13 protein-coding genes and 1 rRNA gene are annotated in these 12,566 nt (G+C 48.2%); 13 read left to right on the top strand and 1 reads right to left on the bottom strand.

Going from position 1 to position 12,566, the window contains the following annotated elements:
- Positions 1-101 precede the first annotated feature (101 nt).
- From TES5_RS08845 to TES5_RS08835, 3 genes are all read left to right on the top strand, one after another.
- Positions 102-1,607 (top strand): carbon starvation CstA family protein, encoded by a 1,506-nt coding sequence (locus tag TES5_RS08845; protein WP_068561510.1) that lies wholly within the window; start codon positions 102-104, stop codon positions 1,605-1,607.
- A 227-nt stretch (positions 1,608-1,834) separates the two neighbouring features.
- Entirely contained in the window at positions 1,835-2,215 is a 381-nt protein-coding gene (locus TES5_RS08840) for a Na-translocating system protein MpsC family protein (protein ID WP_198143327.1), read from the top strand.
- Positions 2,216-2,369: 154 nt separating this feature from the next.
- Positions 2,370-3,749: an L-lactate MFS transporter gene (locus TES5_RS08835; RefSeq protein WP_198143326.1), complete on the top strand. Its 1,380-nt coding sequence runs from the start codon at positions 2,370-2,372 to the stop codon at positions 3,747-3,749.
- 68 nt (positions 3,750-3,817) lie between these two features.
- Here the strand turns inward: TES5_RS08835 and TES5_RS08830 are convergent, their stop codons facing one another.
- Entirely contained in the window at positions 3,818-4,075 is a 258-nt protein-coding gene (locus TES5_RS08830; RefSeq protein ID WP_068561508.1) for a hypothetical protein, read from the bottom strand.
- Positions 4,076-4,284: 209 nt separating this feature from the next.
- On the opposite strand from TES5_RS08830, the gene TES5_RS08825 reads away from it, so the two are divergent.
- From TES5_RS08825 to TES5_RS08780, 10 genes are all read left to right on the top strand, one after another.
- Positions 4,285-4,656, top strand: a complete 372-nt coding sequence (locus TES5_RS08825) for a CidA/LrgA family protein (protein WP_068561507.1) — start codon at positions 4,285-4,287, stop codon at positions 4,654-4,656.
- Entirely contained in the window at positions 4,649-5,347 is a 699-nt protein-coding gene (locus tag TES5_RS08820; RefSeq protein ID WP_068561506.1) for an LrgB family protein, read from the top strand. The genes TES5_RS08825 and TES5_RS08820 overlap by 8 nt, the downstream gene beginning before the upstream one ends.
- A 211-nt stretch (positions 5,348-5,558) precedes the next feature.
- Positions 5,559-6,314, top strand: coding sequence for a nucleoside phosphorylase (locus tag TES5_RS08815; protein ID WP_068561505.1), 756 nt, complete (start codon positions 5,559-5,561; stop codon positions 6,312-6,314).
- A 1-nt stretch (position 6,315) separates the two neighbouring features.
- Positions 6,316-6,924, top strand: coding sequence for an ECF transporter S component (locus TES5_RS08810; RefSeq protein WP_068561504.1), 609 nt, complete (start codon positions 6,316-6,318; stop codon positions 6,922-6,924).
- Between the two features lie 12 nt (positions 6,925-6,936).
- Positions 6,937-7,704, top strand: coding sequence for an energy-coupling factor transporter transmembrane component T family protein (locus TES5_RS08805; RefSeq protein ID WP_068561503.1), 768 nt, complete (start codon positions 6,937-6,939; stop codon positions 7,702-7,704).
- Positions 7,701-8,552 carry an energy-coupling factor ABC transporter ATP-binding protein gene (locus TES5_RS08800; RefSeq protein WP_068561502.1) on the top strand — a complete coding sequence of 284 codons (852 nt, stop codon included), beginning with the start codon at positions 7,701-7,703 and terminating at the stop codon, positions 8,550-8,552. Before TES5_RS08805 ends, TES5_RS08800 begins: the two co-directional genes overlap by 4 nt.
- Complete coding sequence (locus TES5_RS08795; RefSeq protein ID WP_068561501.1) at positions 8,545-9,345, top strand: energy-coupling factor ABC transporter ATP-binding protein; 801 nt, start codon at positions 8,545-8,547, stop codon at positions 9,343-9,345. Before TES5_RS08800 ends, TES5_RS08795 begins: the two co-directional genes overlap by 8 nt.
- A 257-nt stretch (positions 9,346-9,602) precedes the next feature.
- On the top strand, positions 9,603-10,037 hold the full coding sequence (locus TES5_RS08790) for a MarR family winged helix-turn-helix transcriptional regulator (RefSeq protein WP_068561500.1): 435 nt from the start codon (positions 9,603-9,605) through the stop codon (positions 10,035-10,037).
- Between the two features lie 2 nt (positions 10,038-10,039).
- Positions 10,040-11,386 carry an MATE family efflux transporter gene (locus TES5_RS08785; RefSeq protein ID WP_232309340.1) on the top strand — a complete coding sequence of 449 codons (1,347 nt, stop codon included), beginning with the start codon at positions 10,040-10,042 and terminating at the stop codon, positions 11,384-11,386.
- Positions 11,387-11,905: 519 nt separating this feature from the next.
- Positions 11,906-12,566, top strand: a 16S ribosomal RNA gene (locus TES5_RS08780); the annotation flags it as partial.

Here is a 12,566-nt window from a genome sequence, read left to right as displayed (position 1 = left end):
CGTTTCGGGCGCAAATGACCCAAAAGTTTCTTTTTCTCCAGTAAAGTAAGGGCATAGAAAAAACGTGTTGGCCGCACATTTATTTTGAAGGAGGAAAAAAGATGCTTACTTTACTTGGAGGAATCGCCTTACTGGTTCTAGGTTACTTTACTTATGGGCGCTACATCGAAAAGAACTTTTCCATCGATCCGGAAAGAACGACCCCCGCTGAAGCACTAAAGGACGGATACGACTTTGTCCCGATGTCCAAATCAAAAAATGCCATCATTGAACTGTTGAATATTGCTGGAACGGGTCCTATTTTCGGGCCGATTATGGGAGCGCTTTACGGTCCGGTCGCCTATATTTGGATCGTCGTGGGCTGTATCTTCGGAGGGGCCGTCCACGACTACATGATCGGGATGATTTCCTTGCGGAACGACGGTGCGCACTTGCCGGAGTTGGCCAGCAAATACTTGGGCAAACCGGTCAAACATGTCGTCAACATCTTCGCCATGCTGCTCTTGATGCTTGTGGCCACTGTGTTTGTCACTTCACCCGCCAATCTGATCGCCAGCATTACGCCTGATTGGATGACAATCGGCATCATCACCGTGCTGATTTTCGCTTACTATCTCATCTCAACCATCTTGCCGATCGACAAGGCGATGGGGAAAGTTTACCCTTGGTTCGGGGCGGTCCTGATCATCAGCACGATTGCGATCGGCATCAGCTTGCTGACGGGCGGACATAACATTCCTGAATTGACGATGGGCGCTATGCAGAATTTCCATCCGAAAGGCACACCGATTTTCCCGGCAATCTTCTTTACGATTTCCTGTGGCGCCATTTCCGGTTTCCATGCGACCCAAGCGCCGATGGTTTCCCGGACGTCGACGAACGAGCGGGAAGGCCGCTTCCTTTTCTACGGCATGATGATCGCAGAGGGCGTCATCGCTATGATCTGGGCTGGAGCGTCCATGGCCTTGTTCGATGGTCAAACATTGAGCCAAATGATCGATGCCGGAACACCATCAGCTGTCGTCAACCAAGTTTCCACTATGTTATTGGGTAATGTCTTCGGTACGGTCGCCATCATCGGCGTCATCGTCTTGCCAATCTCTTCTGGCCTCTCCGCCTTCAGAAGTCTGCGCACAATCTTGGCTGACTACATGAGCATCAAACAGGATTCAATGAAAAAGATCCTGATGATGACGATCCCGTTGTTTGTCATCTCGTTCTTCCTTACTAAAGTGGATTTCAACCTGATCTGGAGATACTTCAACTGGGCAAACCAAGTCACAGCCGTCATCGCTTTGCTGATGTCGACGCGTTACTTGTATCTTAAAAATAAAAATTACCTGGTTACCTTATTGCCTGCAACATTCATGCTTTATGCCTGTGTCGTCTATATCCTGAGCGAGCCGATCGGATTCCGGATGGGGCTGCAGACGGCCACTTACTTGGTCGGTCTGGTTGCAACTGTTGCGACCATGGCACTTTACTGGACAACCGGCGTGAAACAGAAGGTTGCTTTGAGTCCTGAATCGGAACTCTTGAACGATCATCTGCCGATCGGGACGTTTTCTTCTATTGACGCAGTACCGGCAGCGGTAGTAGCCGAATAGCCCTATCTTTCAATTGAAACCTTATTGACCAAAAAACTCCCCGTAGCCGCTATAGGCCATCAGGGGAGTTTTTTGCTGTAGTTGGATTTTCAAATCTTCTCCATCAGTTGCGGTGCCTGCCCTTTTCAGGGCAAAGGGATACTTGTTGACGACAATATATCGGTGTGCTATAGTTTTGGCTGTAAGAAACGTTTCCCAACTTTCAGATGATTTAGGGGTTGAAGCGCATGGCATACACGGGAAGTTCAATGACAAAAGGACAAATCGAATCGAAATTGAGCGAAGCGATCAGTAAGTTTGAAATTGAACAAATGGGTAGGGGACCGGAGAAAATACGGACCGTTATCTTTCAGGATTTGATCTTGATAAGACTGAATGGTTTCCTGAGTATATCTGAGAAAAACTTGGCCAAGAATCCAGGTGGAATCCAGATGATAAAAAATGCTCGAACCGCATTGTTTGAGAATGCGCGTAAAGAACTCGAAACGACAATCAAAACAGTGCTTGATGTGAATATCGTAAGTACCTATTCCGACGTCAGCACCAAGACGGGCGAAAAAATCATCGCAATAGTTGTCGACCAAGATATAGAAAAATTGATTAAGTGAATACGGAAGATGCAACGAAAGGCAAACAGCCAGTCGACGCGTAAGCCAATAATAAGTACTCCGCAGGGGGCTTGTTATTGGTTTTTTTTTGCAGATCGGCATGTCAGTAAGGGAATTTATCCGGAAATTATAAGGAAAGAAGGCAGGGATGCAGATGCAACAGAAAATGAGAGTAGAAAAGCAAGTGATGTCAAAGGCAAGGTGGCTGTATGTAATTTTGGGACTGGTGATTATGATGGCACTTGGGACGGTGTATTCCTGGAGTGTTTTCCGTCTGCCGGTGGAGGTGTTGTATGATGTCGGGACTGCCCAAAGTGGATTACCCTACATGACGGCGCTATTGTTTTACTCGCTGTTCATGTTTTTGACCGGGAGGTTTTTTAAGGATTGGAGTCCGCGCAAGACCATACTGACAGGGACCCTCTTGGTTTCTGTCGGCTGGATTTTATCGGCATTCGCCCCGAATATTCAGACGTTGACTATTGCGTATGGTGTGATCAGTGGCGCGGGGGTCGGGATTGCTTATGGGGCTCCGCTGACGGTAGTGACTAGATGGTTCCCGGAAAAAAAGGGTATCGTGATTGGGCTGGTGCTACTCGGATTTGGACTCTCGCCGTTGCTTACAGCGCCGATTGCTAGGGCGTTGGTCGAACAATACGGAGTGACGCAAACATTCCTCATATTGGGAGTCGTCTTTGGAGTGCTGTTGCCCGTGTTGGCAATGCCATTCAAGTATCCTGAAGCGGATTGCGTCGGGGAGGAGAAAGTCCTCGGGGCAGAGTCGAAGGAGAATGATATGGATAGCGCCGAAATGGTCAGATCCGCTAACTTCAAGGGGCTGTATTTCAATTTTATTATCGGAACGATGATTGGACTGATGATGATAGGGTTGACAAGCAACATCGGCATTGAATTGATAGGGATGGCGCAAAAGGATGTAGTGCTGTTTATATCTTTGTTTGCAGTGTTCAATGGTATCGGGCGTCCCGTGTTCGGATGGCTGACGGACAGGCTGTCGGCAAAGAAAGCGATGCTCTTTTCCTATGCTCAAATCATACTGGCAGCATCTTTGATGTTGCTGGCAAAAAATGGCAGTATCGTTTTATTTTTCATCGCTTTTTCCATATTTTGGTTCAATGTTGGGGGGTGGTTGGCAATAGCGCCGACTGCCACTAATAACATGTACGGGCCGAAGCACTACAGCGAAAATTATGGTGTTGTATTTACAGCATACGGAATAGGTGCTGTTTTGGGTGTGGGCAGTTCAGGCCTGTTGCTGGATACTTTCCAGAATTTCGACTACATATTCTATCTGGTAATCGTTTCATGTCTGATCGGGTATCTTTTGACGTTGCTATTTTTTAAAGCGAAATTGGGAAACAAAACGAACCTGGCGACGGTAAGCTCCTTGTTTGATTCGGCTAGCCGCAACAATGGAGACCGTAGCGCTCCGTTGGATGAACTGCGCGAAACCAACAGTAAAGCGGAAGCTGGAATCGGCACTGTAAATGATCGGTTTCCGATTGAAACCTGAAACAATAAACAAAACTCCCTGAAGAGCTCTGCACTGTTGCAGGCACTTTGGGGAGTTTTTTTGACATATTATAGATATGTTTTTAAAGCTTCGGCGATGCTTTCAAGCATAGCTAGTTCATCATTTGACGGGTTTTCCAATGTGAGTAAAGCTTCCTCGGCGCGGGCTTCCGGGTTGCCATCTGCATCTGTTGCTACATCCAGTATCAGTAGCTCGGCAAACAGATCATCCAAATCCCTTTGCGGTTGCACAAGGAATTCAAACGTACCTTCGGGATGACTTGCTTTGAACGCTTCAATTTTTTCAATCAATTCTTCTAAGTTCATATATTTCCGCCTTCTTTCTGTCCTTGTTCATTTACTGCACGGCTTATTATACATCATTCGGTCTGCGTATGTATCGCGTAACAGGTTTATAACGATCCGGAAAGCAGAATTTTGGGTTGCGGGATATATCGTTTTGAACCGGAAGCCGGTATACTGGGTAATGAGAAAATCCGTATCGCTTCGGACAAGGAAGGAGCCATCCTATCATTATGCACTATTTAAAACAATTTGCCGTTATCATCGCTATTTCAGCTATAAGCGAATTGCTGGCCATTTTCATTCCGCTGCCCATTCCGGCCAGCATCTACGGCATGTCGCTGCTGTTCTTGTTGCTGATGACAGGAGTGTTGAAGCTCAAGCAAGTTGAAAGTGCCGCCAATCTGCTGTTGGGCATCATGCCTGCGCTGTTCGTTGTGAGCGGTGCTGGGCTCATCACTTCCTACGGACAGATCGCTGAAAACTTCCTCAGCTGGGTAGCCGTCAACATCGGTTCCACCATCATGATTTTGGCGACGACCGGCCTATTGGCTCAGGGGATGATAAGAAGGAAGAAAGCGAAGGAGGCTGACGGAAATGATTGATCATCTGCTGGAGACGACAAAATATCTCGGCTTGTTCATCAGCTTGGGGGCCTTCATGATCGGCTTGAAGCTGAATAAAAAATATCCCTATGCCTTCATGAATCCTTTGCTGATCGGGACGATCCTGGTGATGGGCTTGATTCTTGTCCTGGACGTCGAAGTTGCTGTTTTTCAAAAAAGTGCGCAAGTGTTGTCCGATCTCCTGACACCGGCCACGATTTGCCTGGCTGTTCCGGTCTATCGGCAGTACAAGATTTTGCGCGAGAACAGCTGGGTTGTCTTGATCAGTTGTTTGGCGGGGATGATCAGCGGTCTGGTCACGATCATCGGCTTGGCTCTGATTCTTATGATGAGCGAAATCACGACACTGTCCACCTTGGCGCGCTCGATCACGATGGCCATCGCGTTGGATACGACCGAACTGATCGGCGGTGTCGCAGGGATCATAGTGGCAGGGGTCATCTTCGCGGGCATTTTCGGAACGGTGGTTTCCGGGCTGATTTTCAGAATCTTCAGAATCGAAGAACCGATCGCGAAAGGGTTGGCTTTGGGTGCGGCTTCCCACGCCATGGGGACAGCTGAATCGTTGAAAGCAAGCGAACTGCAGGGTGCCATGAGCAGCCTAGCGATGGTCGTATCGGGCGTCGTGATGGTGGGGTTGATCCCGCTTGCGGCGCTGTTCGTCCAGTAAGGGCAACAACTAAGGTAAAACATAAGAAGCAGCCTCTGTTAATCTAAGAGACTGCTTCTTTTTGTGCGCCGGGAAGACCGTCTTTCCATCAAGGGTTATCCGGTGCCAGACGTTGGGCTCTATGCTATACTGAACTCATAATGGGTATCAGTATCTTGAAGTTTTGTCGGGCTATTCCGGAGTCGAACGTTGCGAAAAGGACGGTGGAGAAATGGAACAAACACTGCAGGCACATATCCAATTATCAGCCGATTTGGATGTGAAATATGCGCTGTTGCCGGGTGATCCAGCCCGCGTTGAAAGAGCGAAATTACTGTTGGAGGACGCTGTCGATTTGGCGTTCAACCGTGAGTACAAGAGTGTTCTGGGGACTTATCAAGGAATGAAGGTATTGGTCATTTCCTCCGGGATCGGTGGACCATCCACAGCGATAGCCATCGAAGAGTTGGCAAGGATCGGAATAGAAGGCATCATCCGCATCGGCAGCTGCGGGTCTTTGCATCCAGCAGTGCATCTGGGCGATGTGATCATCGCGACGGCAGCGGTCAGGGATGATGGCGCCAGCAAGGCCTATGTCGATTCCGCATATCCCGCCGTTGCCGATCTGGATTTGTTGATGGATCTGCGGGCAATTGCGGAAACGGAGCGGATCCCTCATCGTTTGGGGATTGTCCGCAGCCACGACAGTTTCTACACCGCCCGTGAAGCGCAACTTACTGCTTATTGGAGCGGCAACGGCATCATCGGGTCGGATATGGAAACAGCCACGTTGTTTGTTGTTGGGGCGCTGAGGGGATTGAAGACCGCATCGCTGCTGAATGTCGTTGTCGGTCCGGAAGAAGGGATGGCGGAAGGCGTCCGTCAATTCGTTTCAGGAGAAGCGGCGACCAAGCAAGGGGAACAGAATCAAATCCAACTGGCATTATCCGCTTTCCATGCATGGCATCAGGCAAAAGGAGGAGAATAAAATGAATCCAGAAACAAAAAACAAACTGAGCTACAAGTTGTCAACGGCTTCCATCGTTTTGATCCCGATCGCGATTGGGATCAATTATCTCGGCAAATACATCGCGGGCGTATTGCGTCTGCCGCTTTGGTTGGACTCGATCGGAACGGTATTGTCCGGTATGTTGGCGGGACCGGTAATCGGTGCCGCTTCCGGGATCATCAATAACGTCATCTACGGCGTGACGGCCGATCCGATTTCGACAGTGTATGCAGTCACCAGTGCAGTCATCGGTTTGATGGCGGGTCTGTTTGCCGCTAAAGGCTGGTTCAAGGACATCAAGACCGTGCTGTTGGCAGGTTTAATCATCGGCTTGGTGGCCGCCACAGTCTCGACGCCTTTGAACATCCTCTTTTGGGGCGGACAGACCGGTAATGTCTGGGGAGATGCCCTCTACGCGTTGCTGATTTCGAATGGGCAACCGCAATGGCTGGCTTCTTTCCTGGACAGCATCGTTGTGGATGTGCCGGATAAACTAGTGACGGTTCTCATCAGTTACTTTATCTTCAGGGGCTTGCCGAAGAAACTCACGAACACTTTCCTGAAGGATGGCGCGATAGAAGAATTATAGGGGCTGATTTGAATGGATGCAATGACTTTGTATGTACCGCGCAACTCGCCGATCCATCATTTGGATCCGTTGACGAAGATGCTTTATGTCGTCGTGAGCATCGCTGCGGCCTATTTATTGGATGATCTGTGGCAAGTTGCGGCAGTCATGCTGACCAGTTTTGGTATCTTGTTGGTAGGGAAGGTATTCCGTAATATTTTGCCGGTGATTGCACTCAGTTTTTTATTGATTCTGTCGATCGTCATTGTGCAAGGTTTTTTCAATCCTGCCAACGAAACGTTACTTTATGAATTGGGCCCGATAAAATTCTACAAAGAGGGCCTGATTATAGCCTTTCGTCTGACCATGCGCGTCATCAATATGGTCAGCGCCTTTGGAGTGTTGGTGCTGACGACTTCACCGACGGAACTGGTTGAACGGCTGCAGCAGAAAGGCATGTCCCCGAAAATCGGCTACGTCATCCTTTCGGTTCTGCAGATTATCCCGCAGCTTCGGGCCACTTACGGCAAAATTCAGGATGCACAACGGTCGCGCGGGATGGAGACTGAGGGCAGCCTGTTTGTTCGGGTAAAGGCATTCTTCCCATTGTTGGGACCGGTCATCCTGAACGCCCTGAACGATACTAGGGAGAGAGCGATTGCGCTCGATGTCCGCGGCTTCGACAGGGACACTCCGAAAACCTATCTGAATGAAGCGAAGTCCTATCGTTACAGTACTTTTTTGAATATTTTGCTGTTGGTGATTCTGGCCGGTTTGATCGTTTGGAGGGTGATGGGATGAGTATCATAGAAGTGAAGGATCTGAAATATCGTTATCCCGATACGACCAAATTGGCGTTGGACGGCATCAGCTTTTCGGTCGAGGAGGGTGAATTCATCGGCCTGATCGGAAGAAACACCGCCGGCAAATCGACTTTGTGCTATGCGCTGAGCGGCTTGGTGCCGCACTTCTTCAAAGGGGCCTACGGCGGATCGGTGATGATAGCCGGTTTGGATGTGCGCACGACGGATGTGAGCGAAGTCACTGCAGCAGCCGGATTGGTGTTCGAAAACCCGTTTTCCCAGATCACCGGCTCGCGTTTTACAGTATATGAAGAAATCGCATTCGGGCTGGAAAACATGGGACTGCCGCGCGACGAAATCATCAAGCGGATCGAAGAAAGTTTGGACTTGCTGGATATCCGCAAAGTGAAGGACAAGAACCCGTTCGATCTTTCCGGCGGGCAAATGCAGCGGGTTGCGATCGCCGGTGTGGTCGCGATGAAGCCGAAAGTGCTGATATTGGATGAACCCACTTCCCAACTGGATCCGCAAGGGTCGGATGAGGTCTTCAAAGTTGTGGAAAACCTTACGAAAGAAGGCATCACCATCATCATGGCCGAGCAAAAGATGGAAAAAATTGCGCAGTACGCAGACAGGGTCCTGCTTTTGGACGATGCCAAGTTGATCGCGTATGATACGCCCGAAGCTATTTTTTCGCGCGAGGACTTGGCGTCTCTGGGCGTACAGCCGCCCGCCGTGACCGCGATCGCCCGCCATTTGAACAAGCGGAAGGCTAATGGGCATTATCCTGTGGAATTGGATGAGCTGAAAGGCTTGCTTGCGGAAGAAGGTGTCCCTCATGAATAAACTGGAAATAGAGAAGCTGCATTTTGCATACGACAAAACAACCCCCGTCATAAAAGACATTAATCTGGTGCTGGACGACCGCAAAACCGCCATCATCGGACAGAACGGCTCGGGAAAAACCACCTTCGTAAAACTGCTGAAGGGACTTTTGCGTCCCGATTCCGGCAGGATCCTGCTGGACGGGATCGACTTAAAAACTTTGACGGTTGCCCAGATATCCAAGAAGATTGGTCTGGTTTTTCAGAACCCCGATGACCAGATTTTCAAGAATACGGTTTTGGATGAAGTGATGGTCGGTCCGTTGAACATCGGACTTTCTTTGGATGAGGCAAGAGCCAGTTCACGCGCGGCATTGGCTCAAGTAGAATTGGTGGATGTCGAGAAAGTGAATCCATACGACCTCAATCTGGCGCAAAGAAAGATGGTGGCGTTGGCTTCGATTTTAGCGATGGACACGCCCATCGTCATTTTCGATGAACCCACGATGGGGCAGGACGCTACTGGGAAAGCAATCATCAAAAAAGTGATCGAAAACCTGCAGGCAGAAGGGAAAGCCGTACTGTGCATTCTGCATGACATGGATTTTGCGGCTGCAGTTTTTGAACGCGTCGTCGTCTTCAGCCAAGGGCAATTGCTGCTCGAAGGCGGTGCAAGGGAAGTCTTCAGCAAAAAAGACCTTCTGCAGCAAGCCTATCTGGATCAACCCCAAGCCATGAAAATCGCGCAAGCTTTGGGAATGCAAGGGTATCTTTTGAGCGTTGAAGAAGTGATATCCGCTTTGGAGAAACCATGATTTCAGCAAAGGACCGAAATAGTGGAATTGTACCTTGCGGATTGTAAAGAGGAGACGGAATCATCTGCGGAAACTCTGTCAGCTATCAATAAAACACATACAGCAATAGGGCTCTTTGCGAGTTCGTATTGTTGCGTGTGTTTTTTTTGATGGGAAGGTTGTTCTGCCATGAAAAGCAGCTCATAAACGGATGGTATACAAGTGAACTATTTAGCGGTAAAATAGTTTTAGTTTGAATACATGGGGGCGTAAGATTTATGAGAGAAAAGAAAAATCTGCTGATCAGCTTGTCCAAGCTGTCGAAAGTGTATCGGGCAGAAGTGAAGGTAGAGATGTCCGCTTCGGATTTTTCTCCGAACGAGTTGGATCTGATCACCTTTTTGTCAAATAACGAAATGGACACATCCAAAGAAATAGCAGATTTCCTGGGACTATCAAAGTCTTTGATTGCCAGATCGGTCGATTCGCTTGTCGCAAAAGGGTACTTGGAGACAAACGTTGATGAGGGAGACCGTCGCTATATTCATCTTGTATTGACTGATCGGGCAAAGCCGATAGCGGACCGATTACGGAATATCCGGAAACAGTTTATCGCGTCGATGACAGAAGGAATCAATCAAGAACAGTTCACGCAGTTTGAAGCGACGCTTGAAAAAATGGTAGCGAATGTGGAACGGAAGAAGGAGGAGTAATCGTGCAAGAATTAAAAGGATCACGCATGGGGACGGAGAAAATCCCTAAACTGATGATGGAACTGGCCATACCGAGCATTATTGCCCAAGTCATCAATATTCTTTACAACATTGTGGATAGGATGTACATCGGACATATACCCGATGTAGGGGCTGTTGCATTGACTGGGTTGGGAATCAGCGCACCGCTTGTGCTGATCATTTCTGCGTTCAGCAGTTTTGCCGGAGGTGGCGGGGCTCCTTTGGCGGCCATTGCGTTAGGCAAGAACGACAAAAATGAGGCCGAAAAAATCCTCGGAAATGCTTTTTCCATGCTCACGCTCATGGCAGTCGTTTTGACTATTGTCTTTACCTTGATCAAAGAGCCATTATTATATTTATTCGGTGCCAGTGATGTTACTTTCAATTATGCGAATGACTATACTTCCATCTATATAATGGGCACAATTTTTGTACAATATGCATTAGGCCTGAATCTATTTATAACCAGTCAAGGAAAAACAAAAAACGCTATGTTTTCAGTACTGATTGGAGCTATTGCCAATATTATCCTGGATCCGATTTTTATTTTCGGTTTTGATATGGGAGTTCAGGGCGCTGCGATTGCAACAGTCATTTCCCAAACCCTGAGTGCGATCTACGTCCTCCGATTCTTGACGTCCGAGCATTCGATTATCCGGATCCGCAAGAAGAATATGGGGCTAGAGATTGGGCTGATAAAGAGAATTGTTTCCTTGGGAATTTCGCCATTCATCATGCAAGCGACCGAAAGTGCGATTGTGATTGTCTTCAATACAGGACTGCTGAAATACGGCGGCGATCTTTATGTTGGTTCCATGACAATCATGCAAAGCATCATGCAATTGCTGACAGTGCCTGTACAAGGTTTTACGCAAGGTGTTCAACCAATCATCAGCTATAATTATGGAGCAGGGAATTACAAGCGTGTGCGAGAAACTGTGCGCCATTCCATGAAGGTAACGGTTGGACTTACAGTCTCCTACTTTTTATTGGTGCTGTTCGTGCCGGGTCTGTTCGCACGCATCTTTACGACAAATTCGGATTTGTTGACTTTAGTCACCCGTGTTCTGCCGATTTACATGGGCGGAATGTGGCTGTTCGGAGTGCAGATGAGCGCGCAAATGTTTTTTGTCGGTGTGGGGGAGGCGAAAAAATCACTTTTCATTGCTCTTTTGCGCAAAGTGATCATCCTGATTCCGTTGGCGCTTATCTTACCCAACTATTTTGATGTGATGGGAATCTATTACTCGGAACCGATAGCGGATATCCTGTCTGCAACGACATCCGGCATCCTTTTGTATATGACTTTGAGGAAATTGCCGGGGTGAAGATCCTGGCTGCGATGCATCTTTTTCTGGATAATAAGGATGAAGAAAAACCGGACTGAGCCGAAACGGGACAGTCTGGTTTATTTGCAGAGTTAGCTGGTGTCCCAAAAAGTTCAAAAAAAATAATTGACAATGACAGGAGAAGAGTGATAGTATAAATGAGTTGTCTGAAGTGCCGAGCAATTAAATGCAAGAAAGATATTGACAGGCTGACTTCGGAATGATATTATATAAAAGTTGCTGCTCGGGATATTTCGAACCAAGAATAATAAGAATAAATAATTCAAAAAAGTTCTTGACGAAATCGGAAAGTTGCGATATTATGAATAAGCTGTCACGTAACAAGTGATGCGCGATTGGCCTTTGAAAACTGAACAAAGAATGAACGAACCAAATGTGCAGGGAGCTTAGACTTCGGTCGAGGCAAACGAAGGCGATACGTAGTATCGCAAACATAAAGTCAGCAAGAAATTAAGAGCTTTTCAGCTTTTCATGAGGGTTTCTGTACAAGAGCCCACATTACATGAGAGTTTGATCCTGGCTCAGGACGAACGCTGGCGGCGTGCCTAATACATGCAAGTCGAACGGTTTTCTCTATGGAAGCTTGCTTCCACTGAGAAGATAGTGGCGAACGGGTGAGTAACACGTGGGTAACCTGCCCATAAGAGGGGGATAACATCCGGAAACGGGTGCTAATACCGCATAGTTTTTTTGATCGCATGATCGAGAAAGGAAAGACGGCCTTTGTGCTGTCGCTTATGGATGGACCCGCGGCGTATTAGTTAGTTGGTGAGGTAATGGCTCACCAAGACGATGATACGTAGCCGACCTGAGAGGGTGATCGGCCACATTGGGACTGAGACACGGCCCAAACTCCTACGGGAGGCAGCAGTAGGGAATCTTCCGCAATGGACGAAAGTCTGACGGAGCAACGCCGCGTGAGTGAAGAAGGTTTTCGGATCGTAAAACTCTGTTGTCAGAGAAGAACAAGTTGGAGAGTAACTGCTCCAGCCTTGACGGTATCTGACCAGAAAGCCACGGCTAACTACGTGCCAGCAGCCGCGGTAATACGTAGGTGGCAAGCGTTGTCCGGATTTATTGGGCGTAAAGCGAGCGCAGGCGGTTCCTTAAGTCTGATGTGAAAGCCCACGGCTCAACCGTGGAAGGTCATTGGAAACTG

This window comes from Trichococcus sp. ES5 (assembly GCF_900067165.1).
GTDB lineage: Bacteria > Bacillota > Bacilli > Lactobacillales > Aerococcaceae > Trichococcus > Trichococcus flocculiformis.
Note: the sequence above shows the minus strand (reverse complement) of the source record. Positions and strands in the feature narration are given on the sequence as shown.

Bases quoted from the DNA above. Each gene is read 5' to 3' on its own strand.
- TES5_RS08835 (WP_198143326.1), top strand. From the start codon at position 2,370: ATGCAACAGAAAATGAGAGTAGAAAAGCAAGTGATGTCAAAGGCAAGG.
- TES5_RS08830 (WP_068561508.1), bottom strand. From the start codon at position 4,075: ATGAACTTAGAAGAATTGATTGAAAAAATTGAAGCGTTCAAAGCAAGT.
- TES5_RS08825 (WP_068561507.1), top strand. From the start codon at position 4,285: ATGCACTATTTAAAACAATTTGCCGTTATCATCGCTATTTCAGCTATA.
- TES5_RS08805 (WP_068561503.1), top strand. From the start codon at position 6,937: ATGGATGCAATGACTTTGTATGTACCGCGCAACTCGCCGATCCATCAT.
- TES5_RS08815 (WP_068561505.1), top strand. From the start codon at position 5,559: ATGGAACAAACACTGCAGGCACATATCCAATTATCAGCCGATTTGGAT.
- TES5_RS08840 (WP_198143327.1), top strand. From the start codon at position 1,835: ATGGCATACACGGGAAGTTCAATGACAAAAGGACAAATCGAATCGAAA.
- TES5_RS08820 (WP_068561506.1), top strand. From the start codon at position 4,649: ATGATTGATCATCTGCTGGAGACGACAAAATATCTCGGCTTGTTCATC.
- TES5_RS08800 (WP_068561502.1), top strand. From the start codon at position 7,701: ATGAGTATCATAGAAGTGAAGGATCTGAAATATCGTTATCCCGATACG.
- TES5_RS08845 (WP_068561510.1), top strand. From the start codon at position 102: ATGCTTACTTTACTTGGAGGAATCGCCTTACTGGTTCTAGGTTACTTT.
- TES5_RS08795 (WP_068561501.1), top strand. From the start codon at position 8,545: ATGAATAAACTGGAAATAGAGAAGCTGCATTTTGCATACGACAAAACA.
- TES5_RS08790 (WP_068561500.1), top strand. From the start codon at position 9,603: ATGAGAGAAAAGAAAAATCTGCTGATCAGCTTGTCCAAGCTGTCGAAA.
- TES5_RS08810 (WP_068561504.1), top strand. From the start codon at position 6,316: ATGAATCCAGAAACAAAAAACAAACTGAGCTACAAGTTGTCAACGGCT.